We start from the raw sequence: 20,341 nt of genomic DNA, 5'->3' as shown, positions 1-20,341 counted from the left end.
GTGGTGTTGTCGGTTGATGAGTTGGTGTTGCGGCCGGCTGGTGGGTTGGTGTCGGGTGGTGGGCCGTTGTACGGCTTGTCCTGGACACCGACCGAGACACCGGAGAACACCGTGTCCAGGGTCGCCGTCATCGGATCGGACGAGTCGGGTCTGTCCGACACCCTCTCCGGGATGGGAGTGCGGACCGAGGCCCACGCCGACCTGGATTCCCTGGACGACTCGCTTCGAGCGGGCGGTGCCGCACCGGACCTGGCCGTGGTCGCCCAGGGCTCCCTGGCCGGTCGCGGTACCGACGACGTCGTCGGTACCACCACGGAGGGCCTTTCCCTGGTGCGTTCCTGGACGGAGGCTCGTCACCTGTTCGGCACTCGACTGATCGTCCTCACCTCGGGGGCCGTCGACACCGGTGACGGTGAGCTCACCGATGTCGCCGGAGCCGCGCTCCACGGCCTGGTCCGCTCGGCGCAGAGTGAGCACCCGGGGGCCTTCACCCTCGTGGACATCGACGGTTCGGAAGAGTCCCTCGACATGCTCACGTCCGTCGGATCGAGCGAGGAGCCCACCGTTGCCCTGCGCTCGGGCACCCCCCTGCGTCCGGTGCTGGAACGTCTGGAGGGCCCGGACGACCTCGCCGACACGGGTCCCGAACCGAGGGCCGGCGGAACCGTGCTGGTCACGGGCGCCACCGGAGCGTTGGGACGCGCGGTGGTCCGTCACCTGGCCGACGCCTACGAGGTGCGCGACCTCCTCCTGCTCAGCAGGAGGGGGCCTGAGGCGCCGGGAGCCACGGAGCTGCGCGAAGAGCTGGGCGAAGCCGGGGTCGACGTGCGGTTGGAGGCCTGCGATGTCGGTGACAGGGAGGACCTCGCCCGGGTGATCGCGACGGTCGACCCGGACCGTCCGATCAGTGCCGTCGTGCACCTCGCCGGGATGCTGGACGACGGCATCATCACCTCCCTGACCCCCGAACGGCTCGAAGGGGTTCTGCGTCCCAAAGCACTGGGTGCTCTGTACCTGTGGGAGCTCACCCGCGACTCGAACCTGGACGCGTTCGTCTGTTTCTCCTCCGCGGCGGGGATCTTCGGGGGTGCGGGCCAGTCCAACTACGCGGCCGCCAACTCCGCGTTGGACGCGTTGGCCGTGCGGATTCGAGCCGAGGGCACACCCGCCTTCTCCCTGGCCTGGGGGCCGTGGGAGGGCGACGGTATGGCCGCGAACACGAACGCGGACGGTGAGGAACTGACCTCGCGCACCGGGCTGGTCGCGCTCTCCGTGGAGGAGGGCCTGAGGCTGTTCGACACCGCTCTTCGCTCGCTTCGTCCCCTGACCGTTCCGCTTCGCGTGGATTTTCGCTCGGTGAGGGAGAACCACGAATCCCCGTCGGTTCCCCGGCTGCTGCGGGGCATGGTGCGACCGCCGATGCGGGTGGTCGACAACAGCGTCGACGAGGGAAGGGAAACGGACTTCCCGACCCGGTTGGCGTCCATGGACGAAGAAGCGCGACGATCCGCGCTGCTCTCACTGGTCCGTTCCCAGGTGGCCGCGGTGCTCGGACACCTGCCGGAGGACGTCTCACCGGAGTACTCCCTGGTGGACGCCGGCTTCGACTCGTTGTCCGCGGTGGACCTGCGCAACCGTCTCCAACAGGTGTTGGGGCTCCGGCTTCCGTCCACACTGGTCTTCGACCACGGCACACCGCTGGAACTGTCCGAAGACCTGCTGGGGCGCGTCACCGCCGAGTCCGATGAACGTCGACCCGGTCGAAGCGGCGGTGACGACGGGTCGTCCACCGTCATATCGCTCTACGCCGAGGCGACCAAGGTCGGCAAGTGGGAGAAGGCCTTCGAGTTCCTGCACGCGGCCGCCGCCTTGCGCGACTCGTTCTCCGGTGCCGAGGACGGCCCGAAGACACGGCCCGTACCGCTCGCTCAAGGGCCGGGTGACCGTGCCCCCGTGTACGGATTCTCCTCCTGCCTGGCCCTGGCCGGTATCCAGGGCTACGCCAGGTTCGCCGCGGGGCTTCGCGGATCGCGTGACTTCATGGCGTTCCCCTGCCCTGGTTTCGAGGACGGGGAATCCCTTCCCGAGGAGATCTCCGCGGTGATCGAACTGCTCGGTGAAGCCGTCCGAAGCGACGCCAAGGGCCGACCACCGATCCTCCTGGGTTCGTCCGCGGGTGGCTGGTTCGCGAACTCCGTGGCGGCCTACCTGGAACGGACCGGGTCTCGGGTCGCGGGAGTCGTCCTGGTCGACACCTACACCCCGCAGAACGACATCCTCGCCAAGTTCGGCTTGGCCCTCATGGACGGAATGCACGATCGGGAGGGGGTCTTCGTCTCCCTCTCCGAGGACCGCCTCACGGCCATGGGCTGGTACCTGAAGATGTTCGGGTCGTGGGGAGCGGAACCCACGAAGTGTCCGACGCTGCTCGTCAGGGCTTCGGAACCGCTCACCCCGGAGGCGGAGAGGAACCACGGAGAGAACTGGCACTCCACGTGGGAGCACCCCCACGAGGTGGTCGACGTCCGTGGAACCCACTTCTCGATCATGGAGGAGTACTCGGCGGAGACCGCCCTCGCCATCGACGACTGGATCAGCAAGGAGTGCGAATGAGAGCCGATTTGTGGCTACGGGGGTTCCACCCCGCCCCCGAGGCCCCCGTCCGAATGGTGATCTTCCCCCACGCGGGGGGATCCGCCAGTTACTTCTTCACGTTGTCCCGACTGCTCGCCCCCGAAGTGGAGGTGTTCGTCGTGCAGTACCCGGGGCGCCAGGACCGTCGCCGGGAGCCGGTGCGTGAGAACGTCGAGCTCCTGGCCAAGGAGCTGGTCGAAGAGCTCCACCCGAGGGATGCGAAGCCCACCGTGTTCTTCGGCCACAGTCTCGGGGCCACCGTGGCCTTCGAGGTCGCACGGCGGTTGGAGCAGGCGGGCGTCGGTCCCGCCGCGCTCTGGGCGTCGGCGAGGTGTGCGCCGAGTGATCACCGTACCCACGACATCCATCTGTTGGACGATGAAGGGATCATCGCCGAACTGCGTCGTTTGAGCGGGACCGACACCTCATTGTTGGACGACAAAGAACTTCTGGACACCTTGATGCCCGCGATCCGGGGGGATTACAAGGCGGCCGAAACCTACGTCTACACTTCCGGCCCCCCACTGGCCTGTCCTGTCGTCGGCTTCGTGGGTGACGACGACAGCCGTGTGAGGGAGGCCGACCTCTTGGGTTGGCGCGAGCTAACGGAATCCGGTTTCGAGTTGGTCCACATGCCGGGTGGGCATTTCTATCCGACCGATCACCCGGCGTTGACGGCCGAGGAATTCAGGACCCGACTCGGGTCTATGGACGGGTCGGGGACCGCGGAGGTGTGAACGGGCGCGGTCTCGGCGATCACGGAAGGGAGGGCCAGCCGGTTCTTCACGTTCAGCTTCCTGTAGACCTGCGTGAGGTGCTGCTCGACGGTGCTGATGGTGATGAACAGGTTCCGGGAGATCTCTCGGTTGCTCTGCCCCTGCGCCGCGAGCTCGGCCACCCTGCGCTCCGACTTGGTCAGACATGCGGCGGGAACGGGCTCGTGGGGTCCCGGGTGGTCGACCGGTGCCGCGTTGGAGCGGACCTTCGCTATGAGGCGGTCGGCTCGTTCCTTGAGCCGCTGGGCCTTCTTGACCTCGCCGAGGGACTCGAAGGTGTGTCCGAGTTCGAGCAGGGCCCGGCCCAGGGCGAGGTCGTCATTGGCCACGCGGAACAGATCGATCGCCTGGTTGAGCAACACCGGACGGTTCTGGACGGGTTCGGTACGGGACCACAACAACAAAGCCTCGGCCCTGCCCCTGTGGTCCTTCTGACAGAGCAGTTCACGTTGTTCGTCGAGGTAGGCCCTCGCCTCGTCCGGTCGACCCAGGTCGATGAGCGCCTCCGCGGTCGCCGAACGCCAGTCGTGGAACCCGGGGAAGTCCAGGCCCCACTGACGGATCAGTCGTTCACAGTGCTTGAAGTCGGTCAGGGCGACGGAGGCGCTCCCGGAGGCCAGGTGATACCTGCCTCGCGCGATGAGGTAACCCAGGCCGTACCTGCTCGAGTACATGGCTTCGGGCGGTTCGTACTGGAGGAGGGCCGTGGCCTCGTCGAGTCTGCCGAGTCGGGTGGTGCTCAGGAGAAGGGTGCCCAGAGGCGCTCCGATGGCCACCCCCCAGCTGCGGGAGGGCAGCGTGTTCAGGGCCTCACGGGCAAGGGACTCCGCCGTGACCGGGTCGCCCTGGCGCAGGGCGATCTCACCGCGGTGTGCGGAGAACACCGCGTTCCAGAGGGGGACGTCGCGGTCGGCGGCCTGGGCGAGCAACACCTCGCAGGCATGGCGGGCGTTCGTGAGACTTCCGGAGTAGACGAGGACGAGAAGGGCCGCCTCGGTGGTCATGAACGTGGAGTCGGCCAGATGGGAGGTCCGCAGGAATTGTTCGGCGGTGTTGACGGCCTCTTCCAGCGAGTCTCCGGTGAACAGGCTGTTCAGCACGGAGTCCGCTCGGGAGAGCCGGCTGGTCGAGACGGCTTCGTACAGGGAGGTGTCGTCGGCCCCCTCGGCCTCCAGTACTTCTTGGAGGGAGGGTTGGAGGTTGAGCAGTGGCCGGCACTTGGAGAGGAACTCCAGCCGCCGACGGTATTCCCCGGTGCGGAGAAGGTGCTGGATCATCTTCAGGACCTCCCGGCCCCTGCCGTGCCAGATCAGCGCCTGCATGAGCTCCACCGAATCGGTGACACGGAGGATGCCCTCGTAGAAGGAGTCGATCAGGCAGTTCAGGTGCTGGGTCGCGGTCAACGGATCGATCCGCCACCTCGCCTGGGTGAGAGCCATGGTGATCCTGGACTTCTCCGCCCTGTCATCGCAGGACTCCAAAGCCAGTTCCAGGTGCGCGATGGCACTGCTGGTCTCGTTCTGTGCCAGGTCCTCGGTCGCGGCGTCCTTGAGCAGTTCCACGGTCCAGGAGCCCGTCGTGGACTGCCCGAGGATCTTGTTGACCACCGAGGGGTGCTCCTTGTTGGATCCGCTCAGGTGCATGGTGTGAACGGCACGGATCCTGAGGCCGCGGTAACGCTCGGGTGCCACGCCGTCGAGAACCGTGTTCATGGCCGTGGGCAACCGGAAGTGGCAACGATCGTCGAGGATCCCCATTTCCTGGAGGGCGCTCAGCGCCATTTCCGTGCTGCTCTGCCCCTCCGTGAACATGTATCTCAGCAGTAGTGGGGCCGCCGACCTGAGCCTTGCCGAGGTGGAGAGGACCGCCGCGGCCTCCGCGACCCGGGCCGTGTGCGGGTCGCACGTGCGCAGACAGGCCAGGACCGACTGCCGGTACTCGCGGCCGGGCAAGAGCTCGGTCCCCTCGCCGGAGTTCTTGGCGTCTTCGATGAGGCAACGCAGCAACAGCGGGTTGCCTCCGGTCGCTTCGGTGTACTCGGTGGCCAACCGGTCGGTGATGGTCCCGCCGAGATGGTCGACGAGGGTCTGGCGGACGCCGTTCTTGGACAGGGGTCGGGTGTGGATCCGTCGGTACAACGGCGAGCGGATCGTCTCGACGTGGAACAGGGGGTCCACCGGTGGAAAGTGGTGAGACTGGCTGAGCAGCACGACCAGGCCGCCACCGCGCCATTCGCAGATGATTCGTTGGAGCAACTTCAGCGAGGCCGGGTCGGCGTTGTGGATGTCCTCGACCGTCACCAGGAACGGTGAGACGTGCGCCGCTTTGGTGAGGGCCTGCCTGAGCCGTTCACCGAGGGAGGAGGGAAGCTGGGAGCAGTCCGGGTCCTGGTGGGTGACCGACGCGATCGCGTCCCCCACCGAGGTGAGTTCTTCCCTCGTCTCGGGGTCGATCCGGTCATCGGCGAAGGGGCGCAGGAGAAGTTGCTGTATCACCCCGAACGGTGCTGCCGCGTTGATCGTCGAGTTGGTCGCCCAGAGGTGGGGCATGTGAGCGCAGGTTGCCAAGTCGGAGGCGAAGCGAACGAGTTCTGTTTTCCCTGTTCCGGTTCCGCCTTCGATTATGAAAAACGAAGATCTTCCCGCCTTGGCTTCGGTCAAGGCGAATTCCAAGGTTTCTTTCGCTTGTTCGCGTTCGGCAATATTCGCTGGCTTCACGGGTTTTCCTTAAGGGTATGTTGAGTGGGATTTCCTTGTGTGCTGGGCTTCTGGGTCAGTGGTGGCTCAGGGTAATTTTGGCACCGGGTATCAGTTTCTCTTGAGGTCCCTTGGCTGGCTAGGGCCCTCGTGTGCGGGGGCTGCTGTCTTGGGATCGTAAATGTTGCTTCCGCTAATATCCAGTGGTGGCGGCGGTGAAGTTCGAGAACCAGCCTTAAATTCACTTAAGGTTTGAGTTCGAGTTCGGGGTGTAGTTGAGCAATTTCGAAGAGTGGTCGTTTATGGTTCAACAATTAACGAGATGCTTGAGTGGCTATTTACTCGGTGAAAGTTGAGAATTCTTCGAGATCGCTCGTATGTGGGTGGGAGGCGACGCCGTGTCCGACCCGGGCCCCGTGACACGCATACACCGAGGGCGCCGGACCGGGCGTCGACCCGGACCGGCGCCCCCGGTGGGCGCTCCCTCAGCCGTCGGAACGGAGGATGATCTCCAGCACCGTGTCCTCGTCCACCGCGCCCTCGGTGTACAGGAGCGGAGAATAGGAACCGTCGAGCAGGTCGTCGACCTGGTCACGGTAGTGGGGGCTGCGCGTGTCACCGGACTGCCCCGGGGCGTTCACCATGACCGATGAGTCCCACTCCCCGACGTCGAGCACCATCCTGAACGAGGCCCCCGACAACTGGGAGTGATCGGCCGCGTCGAAGGTGGAGCTGTCGACGGTGTGTTCGGCCCCCGCCCGCTCGAACGGACCGATCGGTGGGTTCCAGGGGTGGGCGAAGCTCGTGTTGTGCAACGAGCCCCACCTCCATTGGTCGGGGTTCGTTCCCAAGGAGGAGCTCACATCGGCGAAGGCCTCGCCCAGGGAGTCCGTCAGGATCCGGTCCAGCTCGTCCTTCGCCCCATCGCCGAGCCACCGCTCGGGTTCCTGGAGCGCATGGTAGAGCGCGCCCGAATTCATGGTCGAGGTGAGGGTTTCTCCCAGCACGGGGGAGATCTCGCGGTAGAAGGTCGGCCCCAGGTGTCGACTCACCCAGGTCTGGTACAGGGCCGCGCCCGCCGAATCGGTGGAAGCGACGTGGTCCCATTCCCGGAGGACCCTGAGAGCCTCCCCGACGTCCCCCTCGGCCTCCAGACCGTCGAGCAGGGGCAGGACGTCCCGTGCGGAGGTGTCCAGGTGGTCGTTCTGCAGGGCCATTGAGTCGGTGAGGGTCGTGGAGGTCCGATCCTCCAGCTCCTCCACGATGCGTTCCTGCCGGTAGCCCGGGTCCCACTCGTACCCGATGCCCAGATCCAGGGGAACGTTGCGTTCGTTCGCCGTGGACAGGAAACCTTCCTCCGGGTTGAGGCTCGACGGCAGGTCATCGGGATCGAGGAAACCGTCCCATTCGTAACCGCCGTCTCCGGGGACGGGGAGGAGCCCGTCGTAGCCGTCGCGTCGGGGGATCAGACCCGCGGTCGCCCAGCCGATGTCGCCGTCGGTGTCGGCGTACGTGTAGTTCACCGGCGGACCGGCCCACGAGGACAAGGCATCCTCGAAGTCGTCGAAGTCCTCCGTGCCGAGCAACCGCATGCCGTGGAAGTAGGCCGCGGTCCCCGGTTCCGACCACGTGCTGCGCAGAGCCAGTGCCGTTCCGCTCTCCTCGTCGAGGTGCAGGACCGGTCCGTGTCGGGTGAACCGCAGGTCCACCCGTTCGGAAGCGCCGTCGCCGGTGGGGATCTCCTCGGTGACCGTGGTCATGGTCTCCCAGCCGTCACCGTAACGGTAACGGGAGGAATCCTCCGGATCGAGGTCGTAGACGTAGAGATCCTGCTGGTCGGCGTTGAGAAAGGTGAGGCCGAACGCCGCGGTCCCGTTGTGGCCCATGGAGACGCCGGGCAGGAACGGCTCGCCCGCGCCGATCACGTCGAACTCCGGTCCCGATAGATGAACGGCGTACCGAAGGGACGGAGCCTGGACGGACCGGTGCGGGTCGCCGGCGAGGATGGGTCGGCCGGTGGACGTACGCTCCGGGGCGATGGTCCAGCTGTTGCTTCCCTCGGCTTCGAGCATGCGTCGCAGCGTTTCGTCCTCGACGTCGAAGGCCGGTGCCCCCTCCTCTCCGAGGGAGACCGGGCTCACCGCGAGAATGAACGGTGTCAGGACCTCGGGGGAGACCGAGCACGGGTCCAGCCCGTCGGGGATCGTGACCTCGTGCTCGGGTTCCGAGCCGGTCACGACCTCTCCGAAATCGAGGTCCTGGGCGCATGCGAACAGTGAACGGGTGACCTCACTGGTGAAATTACTTCCGAGGCTGTTGCTCCGGATGCGGACGATGTCCTCGGGTTCCCACAAGGCCGGTGAGTAACCGAGTTCCTGGAACTCGGGGGGCGCCTTCTCGGGGTACTCCTCGATCAGCCCCACGTAGGCGTTGACACCTTCCGTGAATCGTTCGGCGGCCTCGCGCGCACCGGGGCCGTAACTCTCCCATTCCACGTCCATATCTCCGCGGAACATGAAGGTCCTGGCGGCTTTGTCGTGTTCCAGGTATTCCGCTCCGAAGGCCTCGGAAAGCTCCCCCAACCCCTGCCTCCGCTGGAGGTCGAGCTGGAAGAGCCGGTCCCGGGCGGCGTTCAGGCCCTGGGCGAAGAAGAGGTCGGCGGTGCTGTCCGCGTAGATGTGCGGAACCCCCGAGGAGTCGACCGCGATGCGCACATCGTCCGTGAGTCCGGGAAGCTCGTACGTTCGCTGTTCCGTGGGCTGCGCCGACGCGTCCGCGGTGATGAGCGCGAAAGTCAAGGTGGCGGAAGCGAGCAGTGCCCAAGCGGGTTTCTCGATATTGCTCATGTACGGCCTTTCGGAAGCTCACGGTGCGGGGGACGCGATGCGATCGGGGAGCCGGCCGATCTTCGGCGAGAGCGTCTCGGTGAACCCGGAGCGGGGCGCGAGGGGGTCTCGGCCGCGGTACCGAGTCCGGTGGTCAGCCGAGCCCGAACCCTTGCCGAAAGGCAGTATTTCCCATTTGGTGCAATAAGGGGTACCCCTGTCTGCCCCCAGTCTTTTTGTTGATACCAATAGGGGTGGTGCGACCCCCGATCTCCGAATCCTTCTCTTTGTGAATGGCCGAGCGGCGGATACGGATGTGCAACGACGTGACGGTGAGCGGTGCGCGAAAACCTCGTGTCATGGGTGCCGATCGGAGCCGCGCGGAGGCATAGTGGGGCCCGCGGAGACCGCACGGCACCGCGTACATCCCCCGTGGTCGAGAGACCCAGGCTTCGGGAGGTCCTGTGCTCGTGAACCGGATTCGTGACTTCGTGCGACGCCACCCGGCGCTACGGGAGACGGTGCGAAGCGTGCGCGTTGGACTCCCACGGGGTTTCGGCGGGATCGAGTCCTTCAGGGAAGAACGCCGTTTCGAGCTGGCGCTCCCCATCCGTGAGGGCGACACCGACGCGGATCCGGAGACGCTCTCCTTCACCGTGCCGGGCGGACTCTGGGTCCCGCGCGAACTCGAACGGGAGGGACTGGCCGGGTTCGAACCCGAGACCCTGGCCTGTTTCCTCGCCGCCCTGGATCACGCCGGCCCGGGCGCGGTCCTCGACATCGGCGCGAACGTGGGCGTGTACGGCCTGCTCGCGGCCGCGCGCGGCACGCGCGCGGTGCACGCCTTCGAACCCACTCCGCGGGTCGCGGCCACCGCGCGGGAACTGGCCAAGACCAACGGCCTTCCGGTCATGGTGGTGGAGTGCGCGCTGGGCGACCGGCTCGGGCGGGCCTCCTTCACTCTCTCCTCCACCTCGGACGCCTCGAACTCACTGGCGGCGGGGTTCCGTACCGCGGCCGAACGGATCGAGGTGCGGGTGGACACGGTGTCCCGCTGGTGTGAGCGCACCGGTACCGTCCCGGCCGTGGTCAAGATCGACACCGAGACCACCGAACCCGAGGTCATCGCGGGCGGTATCGAGGCACTGCGTGCCTTTCGTCCCTGGATCCTCTGCGAGGTATTGCCGGGGCGCGGTGTCGAGAAACGACTCATGAGGCTGCTGCGCCCCCTCGACTACGGCTGGTACCAACTCGGGGACGAGGTGCCCCCACCGGTCCGTGGTGTGATCGATGGCCGGATCGCAGAGGCCGACCAGCGTATGTGGCTCTTCGCCCCCGAAACACCGTCGGACGCCTTCTGGGCGGACACCCGTGCCTGGCGCCGTGCCCTGGAGACCTGCGTGCCGACGTCGGTGCTCAGGGCATGAGAAAGGTCATGCGAACAGGGCCGTTCGAGGAGCGCTCGACCCCCTGGACGTCGGTGACCTGTCCGGTCGCTTGAAAGGCCTCCGGTTCTTCGTCGGTGCGGTGCCTTTTAGGTATGCTCTCGAAGATTTTCTGGTTGACCCGAAAAGGGGAATGGTGTGTGTTCTCTGGATAAAGGGGGTGCAGAAGATCGTGGCATTTATTTCTTTTGGGGTTTTTCGGTCACTGTGATTCGGTGGGTTATGTCATGGTTCGTGATAATGCTTCGCGCCAGGTGATCAGCGTGTTCGACCTTGTTGAGGGTGTGGCGCGAGGTGTCGCGGGTACGCCTTTCTGAATGTCATGATTCCAGTGTCTTATGGAATATTTCCATTTCCGCTGCGCCCCTGTGGCGCCTGTGTTGTTGTTGGTCCCGGTCGTTGTGCGGTTCGGCGAATCGGACCTTTCGTCGCCCCGGACGCGCCTGTGATGATTCCGTCTGGAAATGGTGGTGTTCTGTGACTGAAACGGTCGAATCGAGTCCCTTGGCCTTGGAGGACCAGCAGTCGAGTCTGGGGACGTCGGCGGCACGAAACCTGGCGACGACCACGAAGTCCGCCCCGCAGATGCAGGGTGTGACGTCGCGCTGGCTGCTGCGGATGCTCCCGTGGGTGCAGGCGCGCGGTGGTGTGTACCGGGTGAACCGTCGGCTGACCTACACGGTCGGTGATGGGCACGTGACCTGTGTGAACACCGGTGCCGAGGTGAGTGTGGTGCCGGCGGAGCTGCGGGAGTTGCCCGCGCTGCGCGGGTTCGGTGACGACGCGGTGTTGGAGGCGTTGGCCGGACGCTTCGAACAGCGAGAGTTCGCGCCCGGTGACCTGATCGTCGAGGCGGGACGGCCCATGGACGGGGTGTACGTCCTGGCGCACGGCAAGGTGAACCGGATCGGCCAGGGCAAGTACGGCGACGACATCGTGTTGGACGTACTGGCCGGTGGTGGTTACTTCGGCGACGACGTCTTCATCGGCGACGAACGCACGTGGGACTTCACCGCGAAGGCGGTCACCCGCTGCACGGTGCTCACCCTGCCTCGGCGTGCCCTGGGCGAGATGAACGGTTTCTCCCAGGCACTGCGGGAGCACGCTCGCACCCGGGCCGAGGGCCTGGGCCCGAGCAACCCGGAGGGTGAGGCGGAGATCGGTCTGGCCTCGGGCCACGACGGTGAACCGGAGCTGCCGGGCACGTTCGTGGACTATGAGCGTGAACCCCGTGAGTACGAGCTGAGCGTGGCGCAGACGGTACTGCGGGTGCACAGTCGGGTGGCCGACCTCTACAACGAGCCGATGAACCAGGTGGAGCAGCAGCTCCGACTGACCACCGAGGCGTTGCGCGAGCGGCAAGAACACGAGCTGATCAACAACCGCGACTTCGGTCTGCTGCACAACGCCGCCCCGGACCAGCGGATCCAGCCGCGTACCGGTCCGCCCACCCCCGATGACCTCGACGAGCTCATCGCCACGGTGTGGAAGGAACCCTCCTTCATGCTGGCCCACCCGCGCACCATCGCGGCGTTCGGGCGAGAGTGCAACCACCAGGGTCTGTACCCGCAGAGCATCGACGTGTCCGGCCACAAGGTCCCCTCGTGGCGAGGCATCCCCATGCTGCCCTGCAACAAGATCCCCGTTACCGGCGCCCGGACCAGCTCCATCCTGCTCATGCGTACAGGGGACCAGAACCGGGGCGTCGTCGGCCTGCACCAGACCGGTATCCCCGACGAGTACGAACCGGGGTTGTCCGTGCGCTTCATGGGCATCGACGAACGCGCCGTCATCTCCTACCTGGTCAGCACCTACTACTCCGCGGCGGTCCTGGTACCCGACGCCTTGGGGATCCTGGAGGACGTCGAGCTCGGACGCGAGCACTGACGGCTCTCGCACCGTCCCCCACCGACCCGCGCCGCCCCGGGGACCGGACACCGGGGCGGCCGCCTCGCATCGACGAGGCCCGGCCCGAGCGCGCTCGGATCGATGACCTCCGGATCGAAGCAGCCCAGTAGGAATGGTGGCCCTTGCCATGAGAGAGATGGAATCGGACGCCGTGGACCCGGCCGAGATGGGTGCCCGGTCGAGTCTGGGGACGTCGGTGGCACGAAACCTGGCGGCGACCACGAAGTCCGCCCCGCAGATGCAGGGGGCGACCCCTCGGTGGTTGTCGCGCGTGCTCCCCTGGGAGGAGACCCGGGGTGCTGTGTACCGGGTGAACCGTCGGCTGACCTACACGGTCGGTGATGGGCACGTGACCTGTGTGAACACCGGTGCCGAGGTGAGTGTGGTGCCGGCGGAGCTGCGGGAGTTGCCCGCGCTGCGCGGGTTCGGTGACGACGCGGTGTTGGAGGCGTTGGCCGGAGGCTTCGAGCAGCACGAGTTCGCGTCCGGTGACCTGATCGTCGAGGCGGGACGGCCCATGGACGGGGTGTACGTCCTGGCGCACGGCAAGGTGAATCGGATCGGCCGGGGCAAGTACGGCGACGACATCGTGCTGGACGTGGTGGGTGACGGCGGGTTCTTCGGTGACGCCGTATTCACCGACACCTCGGATCCCTGGGCCTTCACGGTCATGGCCAACACTCCGTGCATCGTCATGAGACTGCCTCGGGAGGCGACCGAACGGGCGATCGCCGCGTCCGAACGGCTGCGCGCACACGTTCGGGACCGGCCCCCGACCCCGGGACCCCACAACAAGTGGGGCGAGTCGGAGATCGACCTCGCCTCCGGGCACGCCGGTGAGAGGGTACTGCCGGGCACGTTCGTGGACTATGAGCGTGAACCCCGTGAGTACGAGCTGAGTGTGGCGCAGACGGTGCTGCGGGTGCACAGTCGGGTGGCCGACCTCTACAACGACCCGATGGATCAGATGGAGCAGCAGCTCCGGCTCACCATCGAGGCGTTGCGCGAGCGGCAAGAACACGAGCTGATCAACAACCGCGACTTCGGCCTGCTGCACAACGCCGCACTGCGACAACGCATCCACACCCGAGGGGGCCCGCCCACCCCCGACGACCTCGACGAACTGATCTCCCGCCGCCGGAAGACCAGGTTCCTCCTGGCCCACCCGCGCGCCATCGCGGCGTTCGGCCGCGAGTGCAACCGTCGCGGCCTGTACCCGGACTCCACCGAGGTCGAGGGGCACCCGGTGATGGCCTGGCGGAACGTGCCCCTCCTGCCCTGCGACAAGATCCCCGTCTCCGAGCACCGGACCACGTCCATCCTGGCCATGCGTACCGGCAAGGACGCCCAAGGCGTCGTCGGCCTGCGCCGGACCGGTCTGCCCGATGAGTACGAACCCGGCCTCAACGTCCGGTACATGGGGGTCGACGACCGGGCGGTCGTCTCCTACCTCGTCAGCACCTACCACTCCGCCGCCGTCCTGGTGCCGGACGCGCTGGGGGTCCTGGAGAACGTCGACATCACACGATGAGGAGCACACCCATGACCACCATCGAGGACACCACGGAAGGTCACCGACCACATGAGGTCCTGGCTCGCAGCCGTGAGCTGATCGATCCCGCCCTGCGCACCGCCGTCGACGGTCTGCCCTCCGCCATCCGCCGCATCGTCGGCTACCACTTCGGTTGGCGCGATGAGAACGGCGTGCCGAGCGACGACGACTCGGGGAAGGCGATCCGACCCACGCTGTCCCTGCTGGCCGCGGAGGCGGTGGGCGGGTCTTCCGAGTCGGGGGTGTCCGCCGCGGTGGCCGTGGAGTTGGTCCACAACTTCTCCCTCCTGCACGACGACATCATGGACGGCGACACCACACGCCGGCACCGCCCCGCGGCCTGGACCGTGTTCGGGGCCAATCCCACGATCCTGGCCGGGGACGCCCTCCAGACCTTGGCCTTGGACGTTCTCGCCGCCGGCGGTCACCCGGCGGCCCAGGACGGGGTGCGGATGCTCAGCGCCGCCGTCCTGGACCTGATCAATGGCCAGGTCGCGGACCTGGACTTCGAGACCCGCGACGACGTCGGCCTCGCCGAATGCGTCCGGATGGCCGAACTCAAGACCGGGGCGCTGCTCGGCTGCGCCTGCGCGTTGGGCGCCGTCTTCGGTGGCGCACCCGACAAGGCGGAGCCGTTGCGCCGCCTCGGCCTGGCCTTCGGGACGGCCTTCCAACACGTCGACGACCTCCTCGGCATCTGGGGGAGTCCGGAGACCACCGGCAAGTCGATCCACTCGGATCTGCGTAGCCGTAAGAAGTCCCTGCCCGTGGTGGCGGCCCTGACGTCGGGCACCTCCGCGGGGCGGGAGCTGGCCGGGCTCTACTTCCGGGAGCGGGAGCTCTCCGACGTCGAACTCGCTCGGGCCGCGGAGTTGGTGGAGGCCGCCGGGGGGCGTGAGTGGAGCCGCCGCCAGGCCGACGAACTGATGGATCGTGCGATGGGTGAGCTTCGGGACGCGGGCCTGGTCCGACGGCCCGCCGAGGAGCTCGGGGCCCTCGCCCGTTTCGCCACGCGCCGCGCTCACTGACACAGCGCCCATCGACAGGAAGAGCAGGATGTCCACTACGAAATCGCCCCGTACGACCAGTGCGCACACCGTCGAACGGTTGGAGCCGGACACGGTTATGGTCGCCGACGAGCTGCGGCGCCAAGGACTGCCGAGTGTCCCCTGCCCCGCCGCCGTCCTGCTCGATGGTGAGATCCGGCGACGGGGCGCGCGCACCGTGCGCGGCCCGCTCCGGACAGGGCCGTGGCGGGCCGGTCCGGAGCGGGCGGCCCTCGGCTCGGCGGCGTTCCTTCGGGCCACCGACGGATCGACGGACCCGGGTGTGGTGGGTCTGGGAGCGGCTGCGGCGCGTGGCGACCGGGGCCCGGACTCGGCCCGAGCGGCCCTGCACGCGTGGCTGGCGGTCGCCCGCCCCCGCGAGGTCCTGCTCGCCGCGCCGCGTTCGTTCTGCGCGGGCGTGGACCGCGCCGTCGAGATCGTGGAGCGGGCGCTGGAACAGCGGGGCGGCCCGATCCACGTCCGTAAACAGATCGTGCACAACCGCCACGTGGTCGCCGAACTGGAGGAGAAGGGGGTGGTGTTCGTGGAGGAACTCGACGCCGTACCCGACGGTGCCACGGTCGTGTTCTCCGCGCACGGGGTCTCCCCGGCGGTCCATACCGAGGCGGAGCGTCGAGGACTGGACGTGATCGACGCGACCTGCCCGCTGGTGGGCAAGGTGCACCACGAGGCCCGCCGCTTCGCCGATCGCGGCGACACCATCGTGCTGGTGGGGCACGCCGGGCACGAAGAGGTCGAAGGGACCATGGGCGAGGCCCCGGACCGGATCATGCTGGTCGAGACCCCCGCGGACGTCGCCCGTCTGGAGGTGGCCGACCCCGACAAGGTCTCCTACCTCACCCAGACCACTCTGGCCGCGGACGAGACCGCCGAGGTGATCGACGCCCTGCGCACCCGATTCCCCATGCTGCGCGGCCCCGGCTCCGACGACATCTGTTACGCCACCACCAACCGACAGGAGGCGTTGAGGGCGATCGCCCGAGACGCCGACCTCGTCCTCGTCGTGGGTTCGACCAACTCCTCCAATTCCCTACGGCTGGTGGAGCTGTCCGAGCGGGTCGGAACCCCGGCCCACCTCATCGACGACGCCGCGGACATCCGCCCCGACTGGCTCGCCGGAGTGACCACGATCGGTCTCACCGCCGGTGCCTCGGCGCCCCACCACCTGGTGGAGGCGGTCGTCGGCGCTCTGAGCGGGCTGGGCCCCGTCGGCGTCTCCGAACACGAGACCACCCGCGAGACGGTGCGCTTCACCCTGCCTCTCTCCGTCCGCACACCCTGAGCCCGACCACAGGACCACCGATCAGAACAGGCGTTCCCATGCAAGCGTTCGACCTGCCCGACTTCTACCTGCCGCATCCTGCCCGACTCAACCCCCACCTGGAGCGCACCCGCGAACACAGCATGGAGTGGGCCCGGGGCATGGGCATGCTCGACTCCGCCGCGCCCGGTGGCGGCCTGGTCTGGGACGAGGCCACCCTGGCCGGGATGGACTACGCGCTGATGTGCGCCTACACCCACCCGGACTGTGACGGTCCCATGTTGGACCTGATCACCGACTGGTACGTGTGGGTGTTCTTCTTCGACGACTACTTCCTCGAACTGTTCAAGTACTCCCGCGACTTCGCGGGGGCACAGACCTTCCTCGACGACCTCGAAACCTTCATGACCGAGGACGGGGGCGGTCCGCGCGCACCCCGGAACCCGGCCGAGGCCGGCCTGGCCGACCTGTGGCGGCGCACGGTGCCGTCGATGTCGGACGACTGGCGGCGGCGCTTCGTCACCAGCACGCACAACCTCATGGTCGAGTCCATGTGGGAGCTGGACAACATCGACCGGGACCGGATCGCCAACCCCATCGAATACATCCAGATGAGGCGCAGGGTCGGTGGGGCACCGTGGTCGGCCAACCTCGTGGAGGTCGCCGTGGGCGCCGAACTCCCTGATGCGGTCGCCGAATCCCGCCCCCTGCGGGTGCTGTCCGATACCTTCTCCGACGCGGTGCACCTGCGCAACGACCTTTTCTCCTACCAGCGCGAGGTTCAGGAGGAGGGCGAGAACTCCAACGCGGTGCTCGTGTTCGAACGGTTCTTCGGCCACTCCACCCAGGAGGCGGCGGTGCTGGTCAACGACCTGCTCACCGCACGGCTCATCCAGTTCGAGGACACCGCGTTGGGCGAGGTGCCCGAGTTGCTCACCGAACACGCGGTACCCCGGCACGCGCAGGCCGGGGTGGCCGCCTACGTCAAGGGTCTCCAGGACTGGCAGGCCGGCGGTCACGAGTGGCACGCGCGTTCCAACCGGTACATGAACGAGGGCCTGGCCGCCCGACCGGCCGGGGAACTCAAGGGCCCCACCGGCTTGGGCACGTCGGCGGCGCGACCGGTGTTCACATCGCTGCTTCCAGGGGTGCGGCACCGTGCTCGGCAACACTCCCACCAGGCGTTCCGTCCGGTAGGGGAGTTGGCGGAGCCCGACCTGTACATGCCGTACCCCATCCGCACCAACTCGCGGATCGACGACGCCCGGAGTTACGCGGTCGGTTGGGCACGGCGGATGGGCCTGTTCGACTCGGTGCCGGGTGTGGAGATCGGCGGGGTGTGGGACGAACGGCAGTTCATAGGTCTGGACCTGGCCCACTGCGCCGCGATGATCCACGCCGACGCGGAGTTCGACCAGCTCTGCCTGTCCTCGGACTGGTTGGCCTGGGGCACCTACGGTGACGACTACTTCCCCGTGGTGTTCGGGGCGGCGCGCGACCTGCCGGCGGCCAAGGTGTGCAACGAACGGCTGTCGTCGTTCATGCCGCTGGACCTGGGGGCCACCCCGACGCCCGTCAATCAGATCGAACGCGGGCTGGCCGACCTGTGGCGGCGCACGGCGGGTCCCATGCGCCCGGCGGCCCGGGCGACGTTCCGCCGGGCGGTGGAGGACATGACCTCCAGCTGGGTGTGGGAACTGGAGAACCAGGCCTACCACCGGGTGCCCGACCCGGTCGACTACCTGGAGATGCGTCGGAGCACGTTCGGTTCGGACATGACGCGTAGCCTGGCCAAACTGGCGAGCTTCCCCGATGTGGACCCGGCACTGTTCCAGAACCGGACCATACGCGAGCTGGAGACCGCCGCCCAGGACTACGCCTGTTTCACCAACGACCTGTTCTCGTACCAGAAGGAGATCGAGTTCGAGGGGGAGGTGCACAACCTCGTCCTCATCGTGGAGCACTTCTTCGACGTGGACCTCCACACGGCCCGCGACATCGTGGCGGACCTGATGCGGGCCCGCATGGAGCAGTTCGAGCACATCCTCGCCAACGACCTGCCGAAGCTGTTGGCCGACCTCGACCTTGACGAGGCGACCTCCCGAGCACTGCTGCGCGACACCGAGAACATGAAGGAGTGGATGTCGGGGATCTTGGAGTGGCACCGCAGGTGTGTCCGTTACACCGAGGCGGAGCAGCGTCGACTGCGCACCCCGAAGAACGTGCGCGACCACGTGCCGCTCGACCACGCATGGGCACCGACCGGCCTCGGTACGTCGGCGGCCCGCCTGACCACACTGCTGAGGACACGCTGACCGGGGGAAAGGAAGGGGAGGGTTCGTGTTCGTGGGCGACCCTGGGGCCATGGTCCAAGCCGTGGCCGGGCACGAACCCGAACCGCTCCTCCCCTGTGACCAGGGATTTCCTTCGTGTCCGAGGGGGACTCGAACCATCCCCTACAGGACCCGAGCCCGCTGGTTCTGAGTGCGGATCTGTCGCTGGACGGGTGGTGACCTGCGATGGATTCCTCCCGCCGGCCCCGCCGGCCGACCATCGCCGCCGAGTCACGAATCAGGGATGACTCAGGTCGGGCAGAGCGTGTCCTGGGTCGGCAGGTCGCCCTCGACCAGGAAGTCCGTGGTCGTGTCTTGCGCGCAGGCGTTGTCGCCGTTGACGTAGACGCCGTGTCCGTTGCCGTCGACGCTCACCAGCCGGGACCGCTGCCCGAACTTCTCGTTGAGCATCTCCCCGCCCCGGTGCGGCGTGACCGGGTCGCGCTGGTTCTGCACGATCAGGACATTGCTCGGCCCCTCGTCAAGGACCTCCACCGGCGGCTCGGCCGGTTCGTGCGACCAATAGGCGCAGGGCATGATGTTGGCACTGGCGGCGCCGAACAGCGGGTACCTCTCCCGATCCTGGGCGACGCTACGCTGATAGGTGCCGACGTCCTCGGGCCATTCCACGTCGTTGCAGGTCACGGCGAGGAAAACCGACCAGTTGTTGTCGAAGGGCGACGGCTCGGCACCCATCGTCGGCTGGGCGCCGGGGGCCGACACCACAAGGGGTGCGATCCCGTCCGACGCCTCCCCGGCCGCCGTGTCGGAGCCGAGCACCTCCTGCCACAACTCCGCCAGTCGGGGGTACGTCGAATCGTGGTAGAGGAACCCGAAGGTGGCCAGCCGGAAGAGGCCGCCGTCCATGTGGCCCTCGTCCGTGTCCACCGGGTTCTCGTCGAGTCGCTCGGCGAGCTCGAAGTAGGTTCGGCGCACCTCCTCCGATGAGTCGCCCAAGCCGTACTCATCGTGGCGTTCGGCGACCCATCGCGCGAAGTCCGGGAAGGTCTCTTCGACGCCCAGGCCGTACCTGCGCATCCCCTCGTGGTCGAGGTGGGTGTCACCGATGTTGCTGTCGAGCACGATCCGGTCGGAGCCTTCGGGGAACATCGAGGCGTAGGCCGCGCCCAGCGCCGAGCCGTAGGAGGCGCCGTAGAAGCTGGCCTTCCGCTCGCCGAGCGCCTCCCGGATCCGGTCCAGGTCACGGGCCGTGTTCGCCGTCGTCACGTGGCGCAACCGTCCGTCGGTGTCGTTGTCCGCGCACTGGTCGGCGATCATCTCCGCGTGACCGGCCTGCTCGGCGACCGCCGCCTCGTCGACCGCGTACGGCGGGACGGCGCCCCGGTAGTCCTGGTCGACGCCGATGCCGCAGTGCACCGGAGCGGAGTACCCGATTCCGCGGGTGTCCATGCCGATCAGGTCGTAGCTGTCCGAGACCTCGGCGGGCAGGCCCCGAGAGACCAGGTCCGCCGGAAACGCCAGCCCGGATCCGCCCGGGCCGCCCGGGTTGAACAGCAGCACGCCACGTCTTTGGTCCGGGTCCCGGCCGGCCAGCCGGGACACCATGATCTCGATCTCGGGGCCCTCGGGGTCGGCGTAGTCCAGCGGCACCGGTACCAGGCCGCATTCGATCCGGGGCGCCTCGGCCGCCACATCCTCGGGGCAGGCGCCCCACTCCACCTGTGCCTGTGGTTCCTCGCCCCTGTCGTCCGCCATGGCCGGTGCCGCGACCAGCGGCCCGGCGAGGCCGATCAGCGCCATCACGGTCCAACTCCGGCCTGCTCTACGCCTTCGTTCCATGTTCGCCCTCATCTGTTGTCGGTTTCACGCTTTTGCCACTCGCC

Annotated in this window: 11 protein-coding genes; 8 read left to right on the top strand and 3 right to left on the bottom strand. The window is 67.4% G+C overall.

Annotated features, from left to right (window positions below):
- Both ACWGKS_RS27875 and ACWGKS_RS27870 read left to right on the top strand, forming a co-directional pair.
- Positions 1-2,613 (top strand): type I polyketide synthase (locus tag ACWGKS_RS27875; RefSeq protein WP_452524649.1); only part of this gene is annotated, 2,613 nt, incomplete at its 5' end.
- A complete protein-coding gene (locus ACWGKS_RS27870; protein WP_358515506.1) occupies positions 2,610-3,371 on the top strand; it encodes a thioesterase II family protein in 762 nt (253 codons plus the stop codon). The genes ACWGKS_RS27875 and ACWGKS_RS27870, both read left to right, overlap by 4 nt.
- Here ACWGKS_RS27870 and ACWGKS_RS27865 read toward each other — a convergent pair.
- Together ACWGKS_RS27865 and ACWGKS_RS27860 are read right to left on the bottom strand one after the other, a co-directional pair.
- On the bottom strand, positions 3,296-6,127 hold the full coding sequence (locus ACWGKS_RS27865; RefSeq protein WP_358515504.1) for a helix-turn-helix transcriptional regulator: 2,832 nt from the start codon (positions 6,125-6,127) through the stop codon (positions 3,296-3,298). The two genes, ACWGKS_RS27870 and ACWGKS_RS27865, sit on opposite strands and share 76 nt — an antisense overlap.
- A 464-nt stretch (positions 6,128-6,591) precedes the next feature.
- Positions 6,592-8,952: a penicillin acylase family protein gene (locus ACWGKS_RS27860; RefSeq protein ID WP_358515502.1), complete on the bottom strand. Its 2,361-nt coding sequence runs from the start codon at positions 8,950-8,952 to the stop codon at positions 6,592-6,594.
- 509 nt (positions 8,953-9,461) lie between these two features.
- On the opposite strand from ACWGKS_RS27860, the gene ACWGKS_RS27855 reads away from it, so the two are divergent.
- The 6 genes from ACWGKS_RS27855 (at position 9,462) to ACWGKS_RS27830 (ending at position 18,479) form a co-directional block, all read left to right on the top strand.
- Complete coding sequence (locus tag ACWGKS_RS27855) at positions 9,462-10,358, top strand: FkbM family methyltransferase (RefSeq protein ID WP_358515499.1); 897 nt, start codon at positions 9,462-9,464, stop codon at positions 10,356-10,358.
- A 495-nt stretch (positions 10,359-10,853) separates the two neighbouring features.
- Positions 10,854-12,263: a family 2B encapsulin nanocompartment shell protein gene (locus ACWGKS_RS27850; RefSeq protein WP_358515497.1), complete on the top strand. Its 1,410-nt coding sequence runs from the start codon at positions 10,854-10,856 to the stop codon at positions 12,261-12,263.
- Positions 12,264-12,420: 157 nt separating this feature from the next.
- Complete coding sequence (locus ACWGKS_RS27845) at positions 12,421-13,815, top strand: family 2B encapsulin nanocompartment shell protein (protein ID WP_358515511.1); 1,395 nt, start codon at positions 12,421-12,423, stop codon at positions 13,813-13,815.
- 11 nt (positions 13,816-13,826) lie between these two features.
- Entirely contained in the window at positions 13,827-14,864 is a 1,038-nt protein-coding gene (locus ACWGKS_RS27840; protein WP_358515494.1) for a family 2 encapsulin nanocompartment cargo protein polyprenyl transferase, read from the top strand.
- Positions 14,865-14,892: 28 nt separating this feature from the next.
- Positions 14,893-16,185, top strand: coding sequence for a 4-hydroxy-3-methylbut-2-enyl diphosphate reductase (locus ACWGKS_RS27835; protein WP_358515492.1), 1,293 nt, complete (start codon positions 14,893-14,895; stop codon positions 16,183-16,185).
- A gap of 38 nt (positions 16,186-16,223) precedes the next feature.
- A complete protein-coding gene (locus ACWGKS_RS27830; RefSeq protein WP_452456389.1) occupies positions 16,224-18,479 on the top strand; it encodes a terpene synthase family protein in 2,256 nt (751 codons plus the stop codon).
- A gap of 267 nt (positions 18,480-18,746) precedes the next feature.
- Here the strand turns inward: ACWGKS_RS27830 and ACWGKS_RS27825 are convergent, their stop codons facing one another.
- Positions 18,747-20,297 (bottom strand): alpha/beta hydrolase, encoded by a 1,551-nt coding sequence (locus tag ACWGKS_RS27825; protein WP_452524645.1) that lies wholly within the window; start codon positions 20,295-20,297, stop codon positions 18,747-18,749.
- Positions 20,298-20,341 lie beyond the last annotated feature (44 nt).

Source organism: Nocardiopsis sp. NPDC055879 (assembly GCF_053615935.1).
This window is presented reverse-complemented; position numbering and strand designations above follow the sequence as displayed.

Excerpts from the sequence above, each read along its gene's own strand:
- ACWGKS_RS27825 (WP_452524645.1), bottom strand. The coding sequence starts at position 20,297 with ATGGAACGAAGGCGTAGAGCAGGCCGGAGTTGGACCGTGATGGCGCTG.
- ACWGKS_RS27845 (WP_358515511.1), top strand. The coding sequence starts at position 12,421 with ATGGAATCGGACGCCGTGGACCCGGCCGAGATGGGTGCCCGGTCGAGT.
- ACWGKS_RS27830 (WP_452456389.1), top strand. The coding sequence starts at position 16,224 with ATGCAAGCGTTCGACCTGCCCGACTTCTACCTGCCGCATCCTGCCCGA.
- ACWGKS_RS27860 (WP_358515502.1), bottom strand. The coding sequence starts at position 8,952 with ATGAGCAATATCGAGAAACCCGCTTGGGCACTGCTCGCTTCCGCCACC.
- ACWGKS_RS27840 (WP_358515494.1), top strand. The coding sequence starts at position 13,827 with ATGACCACCATCGAGGACACCACGGAAGGTCACCGACCACATGAGGTC.
- ACWGKS_RS27870 (WP_358515506.1), top strand. The coding sequence starts at position 2,610 with ATGAGAGCCGATTTGTGGCTACGGGGGTTCCACCCCGCCCCCGAGGCC.
- ACWGKS_RS27835 (WP_358515492.1), top strand. The coding sequence starts at position 14,893 with ATGTCCACTACGAAATCGCCCCGTACGACCAGTGCGCACACCGTCGAA.